The organism is Phytoactinopolyspora limicola (assembly GCF_011320225.1).
Classification (GTDB): Bacteria; Actinomycetota; Actinomycetes; order Jiangellales; family Jiangellaceae; genus Phytoactinopolyspora; species Phytoactinopolyspora limicola.
In genome coordinates this window covers 219390-239934 of the sequence record NZ_JAAOEN010000004.1, presented here as the reverse complement: position 1 = coordinate 239934, position 20545 = coordinate 219390, and the positions used below count along the sequence as shown (strand labels likewise).

General features: G+C 66.9%; 15 protein-coding genes. 9 read left to right on the top strand and 6 right to left on the bottom strand.

Annotated features, from left to right (window positions below; all coding sequences use genetic code 11):
• The first annotated feature begins 14 nt into the window (after window positions 1-14).
• Window positions 15-1517 carry a GTPase HflX gene (gene hflX, locus G8760_RS12645; protein ID WP_166351521.1) on the top strand — a complete coding sequence of 501 codons (1503 nt, stop codon included), beginning with the start codon at window positions 15-17 and terminating at the stop codon, window positions 1515-1517.
• 87 nt (window positions 1518-1604) lie between these two features.
• On the opposite strand, the gene G8760_RS12640 is transcribed toward hflX, so the two are convergent.
• A complete protein-coding gene (locus G8760_RS12640) occupies window positions 1605-3446 on the bottom strand; it encodes a S9 family peptidase (protein ID WP_166351520.1) in 1842 nt (613 codons plus the stop codon).
• A gap of 65 nt (window positions 3447-3511) precedes the next feature.
• Between G8760_RS12640 and G8760_RS12635 the strand changes: the two genes are divergently transcribed.
• The gene (locus tag G8760_RS12635) at window positions 3512-5491 is read left to right on the top strand and encodes an ATP-dependent DNA helicase (protein WP_166351518.1); all 1980 of its coding nucleotides are present in this window, start codon (window positions 3512-3514) and stop codon (window positions 5489-5491) included.
• A gap of 102 nt (window positions 5492-5593) precedes the next feature.
• Here the strand turns inward: G8760_RS12635 and lexA are convergent, their stop codons facing one another.
• Complete coding sequence (lexA, locus tag G8760_RS12630) at window positions 5594-6340, bottom strand: transcriptional repressor LexA (protein ID WP_246222525.1); 747 nt, start codon at window positions 6338-6340, stop codon at window positions 5594-5596.
• A gap of 246 nt (window positions 6341-6586) precedes the next feature.
• On the opposite strand from lexA, the gene G8760_RS12625 reads away from it, so the two are divergent.
• The 4 genes from G8760_RS12625 to G8760_RS12610 all read left to right on the top strand — a co-directional run bounded on the left by G8760_RS12625 (window position 6587) and on the right by G8760_RS12610 (window position 12077).
• The gene (locus G8760_RS12625; protein WP_166351516.1) at window positions 6587-7183 is read left to right on the top strand and encodes a LysM peptidoglycan-binding domain-containing protein; all 597 of its coding nucleotides are present in this window, start codon (window positions 6587-6589) and stop codon (window positions 7181-7183) included.
• Between the two features lie 295 nt (window positions 7184-7478).
• On the top strand, window positions 7479-7952 hold the full coding sequence (gene nrdR, locus G8760_RS12620; RefSeq protein ID WP_166351514.1) for a transcriptional regulator NrdR: 474 nt from the start codon (window positions 7479-7481) through the stop codon (window positions 7950-7952).
• Window positions 7953-8060: 108 nt separating this feature from the next.
• The gene (locus tag G8760_RS12615; RefSeq protein ID WP_166351512.1) at window positions 8061-10937 is read left to right on the top strand and encodes a vitamin B12-dependent ribonucleotide reductase; all 2877 of its coding nucleotides are present in this window, start codon (window positions 8061-8063) and stop codon (window positions 10935-10937) included.
• Between the two features lie 261 nt (window positions 10938-11198).
• Window positions 11199-12077, top strand: coding sequence for an NAD(P)H-binding protein (locus G8760_RS12610; protein ID WP_166351510.1), 879 nt, complete (start codon window positions 11199-11201; stop codon window positions 12075-12077).
• Window positions 12078-12091: 14 nt separating this feature from the next.
• Here G8760_RS12610 and G8760_RS12605 read toward each other — a convergent pair whose 3' ends face one another.
• Window positions 12092-12988, bottom strand: coding sequence for a spermidine synthase (locus G8760_RS12605; RefSeq protein ID WP_207782291.1), 897 nt, complete (start codon window positions 12986-12988; stop codon window positions 12092-12094).
• Window positions 12989-13007: 19 nt separating this feature from the next.
• Here G8760_RS12605 and mgrA point away from each other — a divergent pair, with 19 nt between their 5' ends.
• The 3 genes from mgrA (at window position 13008) to G8760_RS12590 (ending at window position 15584) form a co-directional block, all read left to right on the top strand.
• The gene (gene mgrA, locus G8760_RS12600) at window positions 13008-14069 is read left to right on the top strand and encodes an L-glyceraldehyde 3-phosphate reductase (RefSeq protein ID WP_166351505.1); all 1062 of its coding nucleotides are present in this window, start codon (window positions 13008-13010) and stop codon (window positions 14067-14069) included.
• 150 nt (window positions 14070-14219) lie between these two features.
• Window positions 14220-14966 carry a class I SAM-dependent methyltransferase gene (locus G8760_RS12595; protein ID WP_166351503.1) on the top strand — a complete coding sequence of 249 codons (747 nt, stop codon included), beginning with the start codon at window positions 14220-14222 and terminating at the stop codon, window positions 14964-14966.
• Between the two features lie 186 nt (window positions 14967-15152).
• Window positions 15153-15584 carry a DUF3040 domain-containing protein gene (locus G8760_RS12590; RefSeq protein ID WP_166351501.1) on the top strand — a complete coding sequence of 144 codons (432 nt, stop codon included), beginning with the start codon at window positions 15153-15155 and terminating at the stop codon, window positions 15582-15584.
• Window positions 15585-15884: 300 nt separating this feature from the next.
• On the opposite strand, the gene G8760_RS12585 is transcribed toward G8760_RS12590, so the two are convergent.
• The 3 genes from G8760_RS12585 to G8760_RS12575 are packed head-to-tail and all read right to left on the bottom strand — an operon-like array spanning window position 15885 to window position 20499.
• Complete coding sequence (locus G8760_RS12585; protein WP_166351499.1) at window positions 15885-18215, bottom strand: transglutaminase TgpA family protein; 2331 nt, start codon at window positions 18213-18215, stop codon at window positions 15885-15887.
• Window positions 18212-19492, bottom strand: a complete 1281-nt coding sequence (locus G8760_RS12580) for a DUF58 domain-containing protein (protein ID WP_166351496.1) — start codon at window positions 19490-19492, stop codon at window positions 18212-18214. The genes G8760_RS12585 and G8760_RS12580 overlap by 4 nt, the downstream gene beginning before the upstream one ends.
• Complete coding sequence (locus G8760_RS12575; RefSeq protein ID WP_343074402.1) at window positions 19489-20499, bottom strand: AAA family ATPase; 1011 nt, start codon at window positions 20497-20499, stop codon at window positions 19489-19491. Before G8760_RS12575 ends, G8760_RS12580 begins: the two co-directional genes overlap by 4 nt.
• Window positions 20500-20545: the final 46 nt, after the last annotated feature.

The following is a 20545-nucleotide window of genomic DNA, read 5'->3' as shown; positions in this document are numbered from 1 at the left end:
GCGGAAGAAGGAGCATGACCACTAGTCCAGAATCGGTCTCCGCCATCGAATCGCCCGTCGAGACGATCGCTACTGTCGAAGGCGCTGACGCGCCCGCTCTTGAGCCGCAAGCAAGCGCCGCGGCCACCTTTTCCGGCTTGGATGACGCGGCCACCACTGGCCAGTTCGATCTCGAAGATCGGCACTCGTTGCGCCGGATCGCATCGCTGTCCACCGAGCTCGAAGAGGTCACCGAGGTCGAGTACCGGCAGCTCCGGCTCGAACGGGTGGTGCTCGCCGGGGTGTGGGCCGGCGGCGTCGCAGCCGATGCTGACAACTCCTTGATCGAACTCGCCGCCCTCGCCGAGACGGCCGGCTCGGTTGTGTTGGAGGGGCTCGTGCAGCGCCGCAGCCAACCTGACCCGGCGACGTTTATTGGCTCCGGCAAGGTCGACGAACTACGTGAGGTGGTACTGGCCACCGGGGCCGACACCGTGATCTGCGACGGAGAGCTGTCCGCCTCGCAGCTACGCAACCTGGAAGACCGGGTCAAGGTGAAGGTCATCGACCGCACCATGCTGATCCTGGACATCTTCGCGCAGCACGCCAAGAGCCGGGAAGGTAAAGCCCAGGTCGAGCTCGCGCAGCTGGATTATCTGTCGCAGCGGCTCCGAGGTTGGGGTGACAGCCTGTCCCGGCAGGCCGGTGGCCGAGCCGGCGGCGCCGGCGGTGGCGTCGGCACTCGCGGTCCAGGCGAGACCAAACTCGAGACCGACCGCCGCCGGATCCGCACCCGGATGGCCAAGCTGCGCCGTGACCTGGCCCATATGCACACCGCACGGGAGACCAAACGCGCTGGCCGGCGGCGCAACGCCGTCCCGGCGGTAGCCATCGTCGGGTACACCAACGCCGGCAAGTCGTCGCTGCTCAACCGGCTCACCGGAGCGGGCGTGCTGGTCGAGGATGCCCTGTTCGCCACTCTTGACCCCACTGTTCGACGCGCCCACACCCCGGACGGCCGCGGTTACACCGTCACCGACACCGTCGGGTTCGTCCGGCATCTTCCACACGAACTGGTGGAGTCGTTCCGGTCCACCCTGGAAGAGGTGGCCGATGCTGACCTGCTGGTCCACGTCGTCGACGGTTCCCATCCAGATCCAGAAGGCCAGCTACGTGCCGTTCGGGACGTACTGACCGAGATCGGTGCCGAGGACGTTCCGGAGATCGTCGCGGTCAACAAGATCGACGCGGCCGAGCCATTCGCCGTGACCCGGTTACTACGGGCCGAGTCTCGATCGGTTGCGGTGTCCGCACACAGCGGCCAGGGTGTCGACGAGTTGCGGGCCGTCGTCGAGCGCGAACTGCCGCGGCCACCCGTCGAGGTAGCCGCTGTTGTGCCGTACGAGCGAGGTGAGCTGATCTCGAAGATCCACTCGTCCGGCGAGGTCATCTCGATGAACCACGAAGCCGACGGCACCCATGTCCGGGCGCGGGTGTCGGAGGGGCTCGCGGCGGCGCTCGCTCAGTACTCCGGGTAGCGCCACCGTCACCAGCCAACACACTCGCGCGGTCATACGTGATCACCGCGCCTGGCACGGCGGTGCCAGGCGCGGTGATCGATTAGATTATTCGGCGCGACCGCCGAGATGCTGCGCCAGGAACGCCTCGGCCGCGGCGTAGAAACGCTCCCGGTTCTCGGGGCGGGCCAGACCGTGGCCCTCATCCTCGAACAGCAGGTACTGGTGGTCGATACCCTTCTTGATCAAGGCGTTGACGATCTGCTCCGCCTCGGCTTCTTTCACCCGTGGATCGTTCTTCCCCTGGGCGACGAGGATGGGGATACGGATGTCGTCGACCCGCGACAACGGAGACGCCGCCCACAGGAAGTCTTTCTCCGTCTCCGGGTTGCCGACCCGGGAGTACATAAACGCGATCTGCGGTTTCCAGTACTCCGGAATCGAGGTGAGCAACGTGAGCAGGTTGGATGGACCGACGAGGTCGACGGCGCAGCGGAACACGTCGGGGGTGAAGGCCGCCCCGACCAGCGCGGCGTATCCGCCGTACGACGCGCCGTAGATGCCGACCCGGTCGCGGTCGATCCAGCCGAGGCCGGCGAGGTGGTCGACAGCGTCGAGCAGGTCGGTGTGCATCGCCTTCGACCACTGTTTGTTGCCGGCGTTGCCGAACGCCTTGCCATAACCCGTGGAGCCGCGGAAGTTGATCTGAACACAGAGGTATCCACGGTTGGCGAACCACTGAGCCTCGGGATCGAATCCCCAGACGTCACGGGCCCACGGGCCGCCGTGGACGTTCAGCACGGCCGGCAGGTTCTCCCGATCGACACCCGGCGGAAAGCTCAGGTAGCCGTGGATGGTGAGGCCGTCGCGGGCGGTATAGCTGAACGGCTCCATCTCGGTGAGCTGATAGTCCTCGAGCTCCGGCCGGTGCGAGAAGAGGAAGGTGAGCTCGCGGGTGTCGCGATCGAAGACGTAGTAGCGGACCGGGCCGTCGGAGAGCATGTCGTGCACCATCCACCGGCGGTCGTCGCGCACGGGCCGGGAGATCCCCACCTCGCCGTGTAGCTGAGCGCGCAGGTAGTCGATCTCGGCCCCGAACTCGGGGTCGAGGTGGACCCACACCTTGTGATCTTTGATGAAGGTGACACCCTGCGGCTCCAGTGTTTCCGGGTGCAGCGTGACGCCGCCGACGTCGTACTCGGGGTCTTCGGCCAGGACCGTCTCCGCGCCGGTGCTGAGGTCGACGCGCAACAACCGGGAGGCGTTGGCATCAACACTCGACAGCACCAACACGGAGGTGTTGTCGCGGCTGAAGCTGAGCACACCGGTGCCGGCGACATCGTCGGCACCTATCTCCATCCACGGCTCGTCGACGCCGGTCCGCGGGTTGCGCAGGTACACAACGGCGCCGCCGTCCTCGGTCATCGCCATACCACCCCGGACGTTCAGGTCGACATCGACCATCCAGCCCGCGTAGCCGGGGTTGGTCTCGACCTTCTCGATCTCGCGAGTGGTGAGGTCGAGCCGGTAGATGTCATGAAGTGCGGGGTCGTCGGCGTTGAGTCCGATCAGCATGGTGGTCGGGTGCCAACGATTGTGGGCCAGCACCCCGGCCGTGACCCCGGACTGGGGGGTGAGCAACTGCGCCTCACCGGAGTCGAGGTCGAGTGCGTACAGCCGCCAGTCCTCGTCGCCATCGGTGTCCTGCAGATAGACGAGTGTTTTGTCGTCGTGGCAGAAGTCGTACCCGCGGATGCCGCGGCCACGATCGAAGGTGACCGGGCGCGCCGCCGCTGGATCATCGGCCGGGCCGACCCAGACGTTGAGTACACCATCATCGGGTGCGACGAACCCGATCCTGGTGCCGTCGGGGGACAGGCTCGGCGTGACCCGTTCGGGGTTGCCGAACAGGACCTCGCGGGGGATCAGCGGAACGGCGTTATCACTCATTGCTCGATTCCATCATGGCCGCCGGCAGCGACCGTGCCCGGGCATCACACGTGTAGCCTCGCGGGATGAGCGAGTCGTCCACCAAACCCGACGTCGATACAAAAGAGCTGCTCACCGCGGTGGTCGACGCTCTGGGTGGCACACATCGCGCTGGCCAGATGCAGATGGCCGAAGCCGTCGACAGTGCCATCGGCACCCGGAAGCACCTGCTGGTGCAGGCGGGAACGGGTACTGGAAAGTCGCTGGCGTACCTCGTGCCGGCACTATTACATGCCACCCAGGAGGGGGAGCCGGTGGTGGTCGCCACGGCCACCCTGGCGTTGCAGGCCCAGCTCGTCGACCGCGACCTGCCCCTCTTAGCTGATGCCGCGGCGCCGCTGATCGGCCGGGCGCCACGCTGGGCCACCCTCAAGGGGCGCGCCAACTATGCCTGTCTGCACCGGGTGCGCGACGGCGTGCCGGACGACCAGGGTGAGCTCGTATCGGCGGAGGAGGTCACCTCAGGGTCACTGGGGGCCGAGGTGTTGCGGGTGCGGGAGTGGGCGGAGGAGCAGGCGGAGGAGGGCGGCACGGGCGACCGCGACCGTCTGGAACCCGGGGTGAGCGACCGAGCCTGGACCCAAGTATCGGTGAGCGCACGGGAGTGTCTGGGGGCCACCAGGTGTCCCTACGGCACCGAATGTTTCGCCGAACGAGCCCGTCATCGAGCCGGCGACGCCGATCTCGTGGTGACCAACCATGCACTGCTCGCCATCAACGCACTCGAAGGGGTGCCGGTACTACCCGAATACGACGCGGCCATCGTCGACGAGGCGCACGAACTGGTGGCGCGGGTCACCAGCGTGGCGGCGGCGGACCTGTGGCCAGGCGTGGTGGATCGGGCCGCCACCAGGTGCCGCGCCCATGTTGGTGAGGGAGACGCCGGTGAGCTGCGACTCGCCGGTGAGCGGCTCCGGCAGGCCCTCGACGACGCTCCCGCCGGCCGCCTCGACGAACTGCCCGAGCGACTCCAGGGCGCACTCGTCGACCTACGCGATGCCGCACGAGCGGTAGTGTCCGGCTTCAGCACCACCGCCAAAGAAGATCGCGAACCTGATGTCGAGGCGGCCCGCCGGGCGGCGAAAACCATGGTCGACGACATCTTCACCACCGCCGAGCGGATCGTGGCGGAGAACGAGCACGATGTTGTCTGGACCGAGGAGCGGCAGCGCAGCGGGCGAGTTTTGCGGGTGGCGCCGCTGTCGGTCGCCGGTCTGTTACGCGACAAGCTGTTCGGTGAAACCACCGTGGTAGCAACGTCGGCGACACTCGAGCTGGGCGGGACATTCGACGCCGTAGCCGGGACGTTCGGCCTGATGGGCGATAACGCGCCGCGCTGGGACGGCCTGGACGTGGGATCGCCGTTCGACTACAGCAAACAGGCCATCCTCTACGTGGCACGTGACCTACCGCCTCCAGGGCGGGACGGATTACGTCCAGAGGCGGTCGATGCACTCGCTGAGCTGGTATCGGCGGCCGGTGGCCGCACCCTCGGCCTGTTCTCCTCGCGTCGTGCGGCCGAAGAGGCTGCCGCGGCCGTACGCGAGCGGCTCCCCGACATGTCGATTCTGTGTCAGGGCGAGGACATCGTGCCGACGTTGGTGCGCAAGTTCACCGAGGATCCGGCTACCAGCCTCTTTGGAACCCTCTCGCTGTGGCAGGGGGTCGACGTGCCGGGGGCGGCATGCCACCTGGTTGTGATCGATCGCATTCCGTTCCCGCGCCCGGACGAGCCGTTGAGCTCCGCCCGTCAGCGCTGGGTGGAGAAGAACGGTGGAAACGGGTTCATGACGGTGGCGGCCAACCATGCCGCGCTGTTGCTGGCGCAGGGTTCTGGCCGGTTGATTCGTCGATCCACCGACCGCGGAGTGGTCGCTGTGCTGGATCCACGGCTGGTGACGGCGAGGTACGGCAACTATCTGCGAGCTTCGCTGCCACCCATGTGGTTCACCGCCGACCGTGCCGTGGCGACCGGGGCGCTTCGCAGGCTGAATGTCTCAGACTGAGCTGCGATCCCGCTCGCACGCTGGTGTCACGGATCCGCGAGTATGGAGAACCCGGAGCCACGGGGACAACGATCCCACGGCTCCGGGCCCCAGTGTTCTGAGTCAGATACGGCGCATGACGGCGACAACACGCCCAAGAATGGTGGCGTCGTCGCCGGGAATCGGCTCGTAAGCGTCGTTGTGAGGTAACAGCCATACGCTGCCATCGCGCTGCTTGTACGTCTTCACTGTCGCCTCGCCGTCGATCATGGCGGCGACGATCTCACCGTTCTCCGCGACCTGCTGCTGGCGGACGACAACCCAGTCACCATCGCAGATGGCGGCATCGACCATGGAGTCTCCGGTGACGTTCAGCATGAACAGGGTGCCCTCGCCGACGAGTTCACGCGGCAGCGGGAAGACATCTTCGACGGCTTGCTCAGCCAGGACGGGACCACCCGCGGCGATGCGGCCAACCAGCGGAACGTACGACGGCGCCGGCAAGATCGGGCCGTCGGAGGGAGAGGCGGCCACCTCAGCGCTTGGTCCGTCGGACTGTGGTGGGGCGAGGACCTCCAGGGCACGCGGCCGGTGGGGGTCTCGCCGGATGTAGCCCTTGGCCTCCAGCACCGTGAGCTGGTGCGACACACTCGACGGGCTGGCGAGCCCGGCCGCCTCGCCAATCTCACGCATGCTGGGCGGGTACCCTCGCCGCTCGACGGAGTCGCGAATAACCTCAAGGACCTTCCACTGCCGCGGCGTCAAGATGGGCCTGCCGCCAGTGGTGGGGTCGGGGAACTGGTGGACCGAGGCGCCTTGCGTGCCGTCTTGGTTGCCCGACCCTTGCTCAGTCTTGCTCTGCCTCGCCACGACGCTACCTCCGAAATGTTGTGCCGCACGGCCCGGCGGTGACCGCAAGATCACCGTCGTCGATCCGTCCCGCGCCAGGTGCTGACGATGTCAGGCTAGCCCGAAATAGCGACACGATCAAACATCTGTTCGATGTTTCTCGACTTTGTCGGTGGGGCCCTGTAGAAATATTCGCACGGATGTTCTATCGAACGGCTGTTCGGTTATGGGTGGCTGTTCGATCGTAAGGAACCGGAGGTAGAGGCGATGGCGATCATCACCACAGGAGCGGTCCAGGCGCCCGCGGCGGAGCGGTCGGCTCGGTCTGGTGTGGGGCAGCGTGAGCACCTGGACAACGTCGTCGTATACCCGCGTCACCGGCGTGTCGCGGGGGAGCGTGAGCCTGGCGGCGATGTCATGGACGCGGGCGAGTCGGGTGCGGTGGTCGCTATGCCGCGCGTTGCCTCGGCGAGGTCGGTGGACGTCCGCCGTGCCCCGGCCGTGGCCCCTCGTCCAGTGCGGCCCAGGGGGCGGGTGCACGGTTGCGCCACGCCGGCGGCGCCGACGCTGCACGGTTCCAGGCTGACCCGTCGAGGTCGCTTGGTGGTGGCGGCGATCTGGCTGGTGCTCGTCGCGGCCGCGGTAGTGCCCTTCGTGCGTGCGTCCGGTGGTGTGGATGCCAACGTTCAGACCGTTCCTGTGCAGGTCGAAGCTGGTGACACCTTGTGGCGCGTCGCGCAGGAGGTGCAGCCGGGTGCTGATCCGCGTGTGTTGGTCGACGCGATCATGGAGATTAATGGCCTCACCTCGGTGCATGACATTCAGCCAGGTGACCGGCTGTTGGTGCCCATGGCTGCTGGGTAGAGGCTGTTCTCCCCGGACCGCGGCTGTGTGGGTAACGGTGATATCGGTGGGTGGTTTGGTCGATCGGCCACACGACGCGCCGACGCGAATTCAGCTATGTGGGGTTGACCAGCGCGGATGAGTCCCCTTTCGGCAATGGCTCGGTTGTGGTTGCGAACCGCCGGAGGGCGACGTAGCGTTACCCCTATATCTAGTAGTTACATATGTGTAAGTAGTCCACAGGTTGTGGTTGGCGATACACAGATTGTCCCCAGGTCATCCACAGGTGATACACAGGAAGGGAGCGGTGTTAAGCATGAACTGTCCCTTCTGCCGGCATCCTGACAGCCGGGTCGTCGACAGCCGGACCGCGGATGACGGTGCGGCAATCCGTAGGCGTCGGCAATGTCCGGCGTGTGAGCGCCGGTTCACTACGCTTGAGCAATTGACTCTCGCCGTAGTCAAGCGATCGGGTGTGGTCGAGCCGTTCAGCCGGGACAAGATCGTCGTAGGCGTCCGCAAGGCGTGCCAGGGGCGAGGCGTCGACGACGACGCTCTGGCTCGGCTGGCGCAGCAGGTCGAGGAGCACTTCCGGGCCGCTGGATGTGCCGAGATCCCGAGCAACGAGGTCGGGCTGGCCATCCTTGTCCCCCTACGGGCGTTGGACGAGGTTGCTTACCTCCGTTTCGCGAGCGTCTATCGGGGGTTCGACACACTGGCGGACTTCGAGGCCGAGATCGCGGCCCTACGCGACGGCCGGCCAGAACCCGCCGCCGAGTTGCGGCACTGACGTCGGCACCACCCACAACCGAAGAAGTAGCTCTCCATCCGGCACCCGACGGCCCACGTCGTCCGGTGTCGGCCACGGGGGAAAACCATCACGACAGGGGAGAGGTCAATGACAGAAACGGTGAGCGGACCGAGCCGTGGTAGTGCCGGAGCCAAGGGCGCTGGCAAGGCCAAGGCCAAGGGGGCCGCACGGGGACTCACCATCGAGCGGCTCTACACCAAACCCGGTGTCCACCCATATGACGAGGTGACGTGGGAACGGCGGGACGTCAGCCAGCAGAACTGGCAGACGGGGGAGACGGTCTTCGAGCAGAAGGGGGTCGAGTTCCCCGATTTCTGGTCGCTCAACGCATCCACCATCGTCACCAACAAGTACTTCCGTGGAGCCGTGGGCACCGATCAGCGGGAGTGGAGCCTGCGCCAGCTCATCGACCGGGTCGTGAAGACGTATCGGCACGGAGGCGAACAGCACGGCTACTTCGCTACGGCGGCCGATGCCGAGGTGTTCGAGCATGAGCTCACGTGGATGCTGCTGCACCAAGTCTTCAGCTTCAACTCCCCGGTCTGGTTCAACGTTGGTACGGCTTCCCCGCAGCAGGTCAGCGCCTGTTTTATCTTGTCGGTGGACGACTCCATGGAGTCGATCCTGAACTGGTACCGCGAAGAAGGCATGATCTTCAAGGGTGGTTCGGGTGCGGGGCTCAACCTTTCTCGGATCCGCTCGAGCAAAGAACTGTTGTCGTCGGGTGGCACCGCCTCTGGCCCGGTGAGCTTCATGCGTGGCGCCGATGCGTCGGCTGGCACCATCAAGTCCGGTGGCGCGACGCGGCGGGCGGCGAAGATGGTGGTTCTGGATGTGGATCACCCGGACGTCGAGGAGTTCATCGAAACCAAGGCCCGCGAGGAGAACAAGATCCGGGCCCTGCGGGACGCCGGTTTCGAGATGGATCTCGGTGGCAAGGACATCGTCTCGGTGCAGTATCAGAACGCGAACAACTCCGTCCGTGTCAACGACGAGTTCATGCGTGCGGTCGAGAACGGTGAGGATTTCGGCCTGCGAGCCAGGATGACCGGCGAGGTGATCGACACTGTCGATGCCGCAGGGTTGTTCCGCAAGATGGCCGAGGCCGCATGGGAGTGTGCCGACCCCGGGATCCAGTACGACGGCGCCATCAACGACTGGCACACCAACCCCGAAACCGGCCGGATCACGGCGAGCAACCCGTGCTCGGAGTACATGAGCCTGGACAACTCCAGCTGCAACCTTGCCAGCCTGAACCTGCTGAAGTTCCTCAAGGACGATGGCAGCTTCGACGGCGAGACGTTCGCCAAAGCTGTTGAGGTGGTCATCACGGCCATGGACATCTCCATCTGCTTCGCCGATTTCCCGACGGAGAAGATCACCGAGACCACCCGTGCCTATCGCCAGTTGGGTATTGGATACGCGAACCTCGGGGCGCTGCTGATGGCCTCCGGGCTGGCCTACGACTCCGATGCCGGCCGTGCGCTGGCGGCTGCGATCACCTCGCTCATGACAGGTGCGGCCTACAAGCGTTCGGCCGAGTTGGCCGGTGTAGTCGGCCCGTACGAGGGGTACGCCCGCAACGCCCAGGCGCACGCCCGGGTGATGCGCAAACACGCTGCCGCGAATGACGCACTGCGCACTCATTTCGCTCTGGACGGTGACGTGCAGAAGGTAGCCACCCGGTTCTGGCAGGAGGGCAACAAACTCGGCGAGAAGAACGGCTGGCGTAACGCGCAGGCCAGCTTGCTGGCGCCCACCGGCACCATCGGCTTCATGATGGACTGCGACACGACCGGGATCGAGCCGGACTTCTCGCTGGTGAAGTTCAAGAAACTCGTGGGTGGCGGATCACTGCAGATCGTCAATCACACCGTTCCCGAGGCGCTGCGCAAGCTCGGGTACACCGAAGAGACGGTGGAGGCGGTAGTCGAGTACATAGCTGAACACGGCAATGTCGTCGACGCCCCAGGGCTCAAGCCGGAGCACTACTCCGTCTTCGACTGCGCGGCGGGCCAGCCGCGTGCTATCGAGCCCATGGGACACGTGCGGATGATGGCGGCGGTCCAGCCGTTCCTTTCCGGCGCGATCAGCAAAACCGTCAACATGCCTGAGTCCGCCTCGGTGGAGGACATCCAGAATGTCTATCTCCAGGGCTGGAAGCTGGGCCTGAAGGCGTTGGCGGTGTACCGGGACAACTGCAAGGTGGGCCAGCCGCTCTCGGACGGCAGTACTCGTAAGTCGGGTGAGGCGGCGGACAAGGAGGTTGTCGTCGAGTACCGGCCGATCCGCAAGCGGCTGCCCAAGTCGCGGCCGAGCCGGACCACCTCGTTCACCGTCGGCGGCGCCGAGGGCTATGTGACGGCTGGATCGTATCCCGATGACGGTCTCGGCGAGGTCTTCCTCAAGCTGGGCAAGCAGGGGTCCACCCTGGCCGGCGTGATGGACGCGTTCTCCATCGCTATTTCGATCGCGTTGCAATACGGTGTGCCGCTCGAGACGTACGTTCAGAAGTTCACCAACATGCGCTTCGAGCCATCCGGGGTGACCGACGACCCCGACGTGCGGATGGCGCAGAGTGTGGTCGACTACATCTTCCGCCGGCTCGCTCTTGACCACATGCCGTTCGAGACCCGCTCGGCGCTGGGTATCCATACGGCGGCCGAGCGTGCCCAGCAGTTGCAGACGGGTGAGTACGCACCGGTGGCTGAGGACGACGTCGAGGTTGAGTCGTATCGCCAGTCGGCGCCAGTGGTAGAGCCGCCGGCGGAACCCGTGTCGCGGACCGAGGACGTGGCTGCCAAACCGGCACCCGCCGAGGCGCATACGTCGGCCGAGTTGCTCGAAGCGCTGCAAGGCACCAGTACCGACGCCCCGCTGTGTGTCACTTGTGGCACCAAGATGCGTCCGGCTGGCAGTTGCTACGTATGTGAGGGGTGTGGTTCCACGAGTGGCTGCAGCTGATCGCGCCAAACCCGGCCGGTGTATGCCGAAGTACGCCGGCCGCTGAGACTCCCTGACGGTCCGCTGGTCAGTGGCTGGGTGGACCAGCATCGAAGTAGTTGTTCCACCCAGCCGCTGGGAAGTGGGGAACCGGTGTCGTGGCCCGGTTCCCCACTTTCGTTTCGGGTGGAAGGCAGAAATGCGGCGACGATCACCGGTGGGAGCGACACCGAGATCGAGATGCCGCTAGCGCGGCCGGAGTGAGCACGACAGGATGTGGTCATGTATGCAGTGACCGGTGCAACCGGACAGATCGGGGGCCGGGTGGCCAGGCTGCTGGCCGAACAGCGGCACGACCTCCGGCTCGTGGTACGTGACAGCGGCCGGGCACCACACCTCGACGGTGTCGACGTCGAAGAAGCCACATACGGAGACTTCGACGCGATGCGGGCTGCCCTGGTGGGCGTCGACGTGGTATTCCTAGTCTCCGCAACCGAGGCGGAAGACCGCGTCGCACAACACATCACGGCGGTGAACGCGGCGGCCGCAGCGGGTGTGCGGCGGGTGGTTTACCTGTCGTTCCTGGGAGCCGCGGCCGATGCGACGTTCACCTTTGCCCGCGATCATTGGGCCACCGAGGAACACATCCGCACCCTGGATGGGGTGGCGTGGACTTTTCTGAGGCCGTGTCTGTATCTGGATCTCCTACCGCTGTGGGCGTCCGGGAGTGACGCGGCTATCCGTGGGCCCGCCGGCAGCGGGCGGGCTACCTGGGTGGCCCGTGATGACCTCGCCGCGGTGGCGGTAGCCGTGTTGACTGGAGACGGACACGATGGCCAGACATACGACGTCACCGGTGCGCCGCTGAGTCTCGAGGAAGCCGCCGCGGTCCTTGGTGAGGCGGCAGGACGGGACGTGGCCTACGTCCCGGAGACGTTGGCTGAGGCACGGGTGTCTCGAGCGCCCAGCGGCGCTCCGGCCTGGGCCATTGAGGGTTGGGTCACGTCGTACGCGGCGATCGCCACGGGCGAGATGAACGTCGCCTCGGACACCGTCCAGCGCCTGACCGGCCGGACGCCCGGCACACTGGTGGAGTATCTCGATTCCCATCCGGACGCCGTCGAACATCTCCGCGCTGACGAGCCCCACGAGGGGAAGTGAGGGTGTAGCTCTGGTCACCCGGGTTCGGAGGGCGGCGTGGCGAGATGGGCATCGACGCGGGGATGTGCGCCGGCGGCGAGTTCGGCCACTCGGTCGGGGGCGACGTACCGCGCCCGGACGCTGCCACCGGCGAGCCGGCGCACCAGGGTGTCGTGGGGTAATGGTGCGGTGGCGGCCACCACCAGCACGTTGCCATACCGTCGACCACGCAGCTGCGCCGGCTCGGCGATCATGGCGACGTGAGAGAACGTGGCCCGGGCCGCCGCGGCCTCGATGCGGGATTCTCGTACACCGACGTTGTCGGCGACGTTGGCGACGTGTATGCCACCGGGGCGCAGCACACGAGCCACCTCTTGGTGATATTCGACCGTGGTCAGATGTGGCGGCACATGCCGGTGGTCGAAGGCGTCCCGGATGACGATGTCCGCGCTGGCGTCGGCCAGCCCGGCCAGGCCGGTCCGCCCATCGGCGGCCTTCAGGCGTAATCCGGGTACGTGCTTCAGTCCGAATGCTCGGCGGGTGAGGGCGATGAGTGCGGCGTCGACGTCCAGCACGAGCTGCCGGGATCGTGGCCGGGTGGTGGCGGTGTACAGGGCCAGAGTGCAGCCGGCTCCGCCGATGTGCACGGCGCTGATCGGGGTGCCCGGTGCGGCGACGGCATCGACGATATGGCCGGTCCATTGGACATACTCGAAGTCGAGGCGGGTGGGGTCGCCCAGGTGAACGTACGAGCTGGGCACGCCGTTGACCGCGACAGTCCAGCCGCCGGCGCCGTCGCCGTCGGGGAGGAGGTCCGCGGTGCCGGTGTCGATGGGGTAAGAGCCGGGCCGCGGATCGGCTCGGCGCAGAAGAGGGTGGGGGGTGGTCGGGCGGGCCGGTGGGCGGCGGCGGGGCGCACGACTGTCAGACACGACAGGTAGGTTCGCACGTATGAGTGAGCGACCACCAAAAGACCTCAGCATTCACGCTCCGCACCGCGCGGCCGAGTCGAGATATCAGAGCATGCCGTTCCGACGCAGCGGGCGCACCGGATTGCGGTTACCTGCTGTGTCATTGGGTCTGTGGCAGAACTTCGGGGACGAGACGCCGTTGGCGACTCAACGTGAGATCATCCGCACGGCCTTCGACCACGGCGTGACACACATCGACCTGGCCAACAACTACGGCCCACCGCCGGGATCGGCGGAGAAGAATTTCGGCCGGATCTTTGCCGAAGATCTCCGGCCGTACCGGAACGAGCTCGTGATCTCTACCAAGGCCGGCTATGACATGTGGCCCGGTCCGTACGGCGAGTGGGGATCCCGTAAGTACCTCTTGTCCAGCCTTGACGCGTCGCTGGAGCGGATGGGCCTGGAGTATGTGGACATCTTCTATTCTCATCGGTTCGACCCCGATACCCCGCTAGAGGAGACGATGGCCGCGCTGGACACCGCGGTACGGTCGGGGCGTGCGTTGTACGCCGGCATCTCGTCCTACTCGGCGGAGCGGACGTGGGAGGCCGCCGAACTCATGGCGGAACTGGGCACCCCGGTCACCATCCATCAGCCGTCGTATTCGATGTTCAACCGGTGGATCGAAGGTGGGCTGTTGGACGCCGCAGGCGAACTGGGTATGGGCGTGATCGCGTTCTCGCCGCTCGCTCAGGGTTTGCTGACCAACAAGTATCTGGATGGGATCCCGCAGGACGCACGTGCGGCCCGGCCGGGTTCTTTCGACCCATCGTTGATCACCGATGATGTCCGGAGCCGGCTACGGGCGTTGAACACGATCGCCGCTCAGCGTGATCAGACTCTCGCTCAGCTCGCGTTGAGCTGGGCATTGCGTGACGAGCGGGTGACGTCGGTTCTGGTGGGCGCCCGGACGGTCGAGCAACTCACCGACAGTTTGGGTGCCCTGGACGCGCCGCCGCTGTCCGATGACGAGATCGTCGCCATCGACGAGCAAGCTTCGGATGCGGGGCTCAACCTCTGGGCACGTTCGAGCGACAGTTAAGACTCCACCGCCGAAACGGTGGAAGGTCGGGCCGGCCAACGGTGGAAGGTTGGGCGGGCCACGGCAAGAACAGCCCGCGACCCTGGTCCGGACAGGTATACGATCACCTGGACATCAACCGGCTCGGGGCCGGACGGACGTGGAGATAACATGCCGGATCAGTTTCCGCACGGAGTGCGTGGCACGGCGCTGTGGAGCCAGGTCGACGCACTCCTGGATCGCCGCGCGCAGGAGGTCGGTCAGGCGGCGTTGGATGTGCTGGACGTGGGTGGTGGTAGCGGGGTGTTCGCGGTGCCGTTGGCGATGCGTGGGCACCGCGTCACGGTGGTCGATCCCAGTCCCAACGCGCTCGCGACCTTGAAACAGCGCGCGGCGGAAGCACACGTGACGTCGCGGGTGGAGGCTGTGCAGGGCGACGCCGCAAGCCTCGCCATGGTGGTCGAAGTCGACAGCGCGGACGTCATGTTGTGTCATGGAGTGCTCGAGGTTGTGGATGACCCCCAGGCTGCGGTGGCTGGCATCGTGGCCTGTTTGCGTCCGGCCGCGTTGGCCAGCATCGTGGCGGCCCAGCGTAATGCGGCGGCGATCGCCAAGGCGGTGGGCGGCCACCTGGAGGAGGCGCGTCATCTACTGGAAGATCCGGATGGCCGGTGGGGACGCTCCGATCCGCTGCCACGGCGTTTCAGCGAAGTGGGTTTGACCGATCTCCTCACCAACAGTGGCCTGGTGGTCGACGCGGTGTACGGGGTCCGAATCTTCACTGACCTGGTGCCCGGCCCGCTCGTCGACGACGCCACCGACGTCCGAGCTCTGGCGGCGCTTGAGGCCACGGCGGGGAGGATGCCCGAACTGAGAGCTCTGGCGGGGGCGCTGCATGTCACAGCCATCCGGGAATAGCCGCGGTGGGAAGTGCCAACCGGTGTGACCAATCCGGCAACAGCCCGCATTCTGGGTGGACTTATGCCTGGATCCTCAAATGATCTTGTTGCACTGGGCACCCTGGCTTTCCCAGGGCGCCATCGGGGCATATGCTGGATTTCACAGCAGTTGACAGATGTAAGCCCGCGTTCGTTGGAGGGGAACGTGCCTCTCTCCGATCATGAGCAGCGGCTGCTCGAGCAGATGGAGCAGGCGCTCCAGGCCGAGGATCCGAAGTTCGCCACGACCATGCGTGGTTCCGATCTCCGGCGCCGGTACGTCCGGCGTGCGGTGCTCTCGGTTATCGCGTTCATCGCTGGCATCGTGATGTTGATGTCCGGTGCGGTGACTCAGGTGATTCCGCTAGGTGTCGCCGGTTTCGTCGTCATGCTGGGTTCTGCCTGGCTGGGTGTCACGTCGTGGAAACGCACCCCGGAAGCCACGGCGGAGCCGGACGACATTCCAGACATCAGCCCTGGTTCGGCCCGGCGCGTGCGCCGTGCCTCGGGCCGCAAGCAGCCAGGTGGCCACGGCTCGTTTATGCAACGCCTGGAGGAACGCTGGCGGCAGCGCCGCGAACGAGGATACGGCAACTGACGTCGGCCACACCGTCGCGTTTCGTGTGTCGCCAACGCGACGGTGAGATGGCACGAGCGGCTGGATAACCCCGCCGCCGTCCCGAGTAACTCGGGATCGGCCGGCGGGGTTTGTTGTGGTGGGGACGGGTCCGTCGGGTCCGCCAAGACCCGGTCCAAGCTGTGGTCGGACGCGGGTTGTCGTCGGATAGGTGCGGCGATGCCGACCGGCGTGGCCGTTAGGCCTGCGTCGCGATCCAGCCGGCAGTGCGATCCAGTCGGCAGCGCCGTGTCGAACCCGGCGCCGTGGTTTGTTGTTGCCTCAGCGCCGCCCGGTGCGGGCGAGCGCGGCCCGCAATCGTGGTCGGCTCGTCTCCATCCAGTCGAGTACCGCCGTGACTCGCCCGGTCAGCTGGTTCCAACCATCGGTCAGGGTGGCTGGCCACAGGAAGGCCCGTGCCCGCTGGATGCGGGATCCGGACCGGACGAGGGTATGGCTGAGCACGGAGGTGTCGGCCCGTAGATCCGACACTGGCTCGGCTCGGCGGGCATATCGTGCACGTTCGGTGACTCGCACCAGATGATCGAGCAGAATGCGTGGCTCGTCGGCGAGGCTCGCCTGAGCCGTGATCGTCCGGCCGGCCGCGCGGGGTGTGGTGGCCGCGTCCCACGGTAGCCCTGCGTCGCGGGCGGCCTCACCAATCTCTGCCCACGAGGCGGCTGCCTGGGCCACCGGATCGGCGCCGGCGCGCCGCCAACGCCAAGCCCGGCGGACCCGGGCCAGGGCCGCCGGCACACACGCCAGCACCGCCAACGCGGCCACCGTTCCCGCCACCACCAGCGGCCAAGGAGATTGGCTGGTGGTGGTTGTGCTGCCGCCACCACCCAGGATGTCTTCGTCGGGGAACTGGTCCAGGTCATTCGTCGGCGGCGCGGTGCTGGTGTTGTCCGGTGAGTCGGGCTCTTCGTCTGGCGCCGTCTCGTTGGGTTCGAGGGTCCACGCCGGCGCTGTGCCGGTGCGGGCGGCCGGAGTCGGCTCGAACCGCACCCAGCCCATTCCCTCGAAGTACAGCTCGGGCCACGCGTGTGCGTCGTGGGCGCGGACCAACCAGGTGCCATCACCCTCGAACGTGCCAGGGGTGAATCCCACCGCGACCCTGGCCGGGATGTCCAGGTATCGGGCCATGATCGCCATCGTGGCTGCGAACTGTTCGCAGTATCCGCTGCGGTCTTCCAGGAAGTCGGCCAGCGCGGACGATGACGTGCCCGGCTGGGTGGTGAGGTCGTAGGTGAACGACGGGCCACGGAACCATTGCTGTAAGGCAGCCGCTCGGCTGAAGTCGTCGGAGGCGTCGCTGGTGACCTCGTCGGCCAGGTCGGTGACGATGTCTGGGAGTTCGTCGGGGAGGTCCAGAAGGTCGTCGACATCGGTCCGCGGCTCACCCGCGTCTTGCAGGATCGCCGCGTCGAAGGTGACGTCCAGGCTCACCGCGGAGTACACCATTCCTGCTGCATCGCTGTCGGCGGCCACGACGTCGAGGGTGGCGGGGTCGTAGCGCCAGTCGCCGTCGATGTCGATGTGTTGAGCGGGGTAGGCAAGAGGCAGCCACTTGGACGCGTAGATGGTGTCGACGGCGAACTGGATCTCTACCTCGTCCGGTGGCTCCTCGAGATCGAGCCCCGGAGGCTCCGGCATCCCTTCGCTGACCCGCTGCGACTCGGGCACGGGCCGGTCGGACATCTTCCAGACGTCGCCGTCGAACGAGTCGAGGGTGACGGTGCGGATGTAGTGGGACGACGAGTCGGACGCGGAGTAACGCAGGATGTCGACGTTGTCCGGCCGGGTGAGGTTGCGTTGGAGGTCGAGTATGGGGTTGTCGGTTCGGATGGTGCGGCCATCGCCGCTGCCGCCACCTCCGCCGCGCCCACTGACCACGCCGTCGGTGAGGATGGGCACGAATGCCGGGATGGCGACGGCGGCGGCGAGCGCCACCCCGCCGACCCGCCGGCCGTTCCTCGCCAGCGCCACCGCGGCGGGTTCACCCGAGGCGTCGGTTGGGGGACCCGCGCTGCTGCCCCACGCCGATACCCGCCGCCGGCTCTCGACGATCAGCAGGGCCATGTATCCGACGGCCGGCGGCACGAACCACCACCATCCGAGGTCACCACCTTGGATCCCGGCGGTGACCGCATAAGCGGCGGCGAGGGGTACGCCGGCGAGCGCCGAGCGGCGCCAGGTGCCAACCAGGAGGTCGACGGCGATGGCGATCGCGGCGATGCCGGCGACCATGTAAAGCAGGATCCCGTCGCTGACCGGCACCGGCGTGCCGAGTGTCTCGATAGCTTCGTTGGCCTCGGAGGCGACGGCTCTGAACCGGTCCGGCCAGGTGGTACTCGGGAATACGCCGAACCAGGCGAGATCAGCGGCGATGAGGAGCCCGAGCCACCACGTGACCACCATGAGTTGGGCGAGCAGGATCAGCGCGCCGGGAACCCGGAACTGGCGGCCCATCAACCCGACAGCGCACACCACCACCACGGCGATCGCGGCCGGAGCCAACCAGCTGGCGTTGTCGGTGAGCTCGAGGAGCGGGATGATCGAGATCAGCGCGGCGATGCCGGCGACCACGGTGGGCCGGGTCTGGGGGATCATGCGGCCCCTCCGAAGGTGCGCTCCATAGCCAGCCGCTCCCAAACGGCGGTTAACGGCTCGGTGCGCTGGGCGGTGACGACATTCCAGCCACCACGGCGCAGGATCTGGGTGACTTCGGCCTGCCGGACCTGCTCGCTGTCGAGTGTGGACATGGACGTCCACGACGCGACGTCGACCATGATGGCCAGCGCTGTGGCCGAGCCTTGGCGCAGCCGGGCGACCACCTTGGCCTCCTCGGGCCGCATCCGGCCAAGGACGGCGACGAGCATGCCGGTGGCGGCGTCGGCTCCGGCCACGAGATCGCTCCAGTGGGCAACTGAGTCGGTGCGGCTGGCCGTGGTGACGGCGAGAGTGTCGAGGAGATGGACGCGGGAGTCGACGGGTTCCCGCGTCGAGTGGTACCAGTCGGTGGGCAGGGAATCGTCCTCGTCCTGGAGCAGGCGGACGACGTATCCGCGCTCCACCAGGTGCACCCCGATGGAGGCCGCGGCGCTGACGGACCACTCGAACGAGGAGTCGGGGCCGTCGCCGGCGTGCCCGCCGTAACGGGTGTCGAGCAGGATGCTGGCCCGGCTCTGCCAGGGCTGTTCCTCCCGTCGGACCATCATCTCGCCGTGGTGAGCCGTGGCCCGCCAGTGCACCCGCCGCATGTCGTCGCCGTTTCGGTAGGACCGGACGGTGACGTCGTCGTCGCCCGCGGTGGTGATGGCCCGGGGCCGCGACTCACCGCTGCCGCTCCACTCGCCGCTGAGCCGGACCGGCGGTAGCGGGTGCACCGTCGGGGTGACGATCAACGTGCCGACCTCGCTGAATGCCCGGCGCAGTTCGACGAGCCCGAAGGGGTCGGTGACGCGGATGGTGAGTGGGCCGACGTTGAACCGGCCACGCATTCCGGGCCGGATGTTGTAGGTGACCTCGCGGCGGAATCTGGACCACACGTGATCTAGCACGAACCTGGGCCGCTGGCCGAGCGAATAGGGCAGGGTGTCTTCCACGAGGACCACCCCGCTGGTGACCCGCACTCGGTTGGAGATCTCGAGCCGGACCGTGGCCACGGTGCCCGCCGGGACCCGGGCCGGCTCGATGGTGCGCTGGGCGTTCAACCGCACTCGGCTGCGCAGCGCGACCAACAGGCTTCCGAGGGGGAGCGCCAACAGAAGAATTCCGGCGCGCAGCAGGTCACGCTGCCCGACGAGGACGGCACCGATGGCGATGCCGCCGCCCAGGGTGACGAATACCCAGCCGCGGCGGGTGAGTCCGGAGAGCGATCGGTTCACGTGTGTGGCTGGCCTTCGGGTACCGGAACCTGTTGAACGATGTCGGTGACCACCTGGCTGGCTTCGCGGCGCCCGATCTGGGCCTCGGCGGTGGGGAGTAGCCGGTGCGCGAGGACCGGTGCGGCCAGCGTCTGGAGGTCGTCTGGAAGGACGTAGTCGCGTCCGTCGAGTGCGGCCCAGGCTTTGGCTGCCCGCACGAGGTGGAGGGTGGCGCGTGGTGAGGCGCCTAGCCGCAGCTCTTGGGAGGCGCGGGTAGCACCGGCCAACGCGACCGCGTACTGCTTGACGGCGTCGGAGACGTGGACCGAGCGGACCAGGCCGATCAGTTTGATCATGTGGGCGGCGTCGGTGACCGGTTCGAGGGTGTCCAGGCCGGTATGTGCGCCGTGAGTGTCGATCATGTCGATTTCGTCGGCCACTGCTGGATAACCCATGGACAGCCGGGCCATGAAGCGGTCACGCTGGGCCTCCGGCAGCGGATAGGTGCCTTCCATCTCGATGGGGTTCTGGGTGGCGACCACGATGAACGGTGCCTCGAGTTGGTAGGTGGTGCCGTCGACGGTGACCTGCCGCTCTTCCATGCACTCGAGCAGGGCGGATTGGGTCTTCGGGGAGGCGCGGTTGATTTCGTCGCCGACGACGACGTTGGCGAACACTCCGCCGGGTTTGAACTCGAACTGGCGGGTCTCCTGGTTGAACACCGAGACGCCGGTGACGTCGCTGGGCATGAGGTCGGGTGTGAACTGGATCCGGCGGACGGAGCAGTCGACCGCTCTGGCCATCGACTTGGCTAGCAGGGTTTTGCCAACGCCGGGGACGTCCTCGATCAAGAGGTGACCTTCGGCGAACAGCACCGCGAGAGCCAGCTCGATCACTTCGGGTTTGCCTTCCACCACGGCCCCGATGGCGTTCTGGAGCCGGTCAGCGGTCTCGGTGAGGTCCGAGAGGTCGAGCTCCTCGGTGCGGTCGGCGGCACCGCGCTGACCGGGAGCGACGGGTGCCCTCAGCGGAGTGCTGGCGGGCACCGGCCCCGTGGGCGGAGGAGGCGGTACG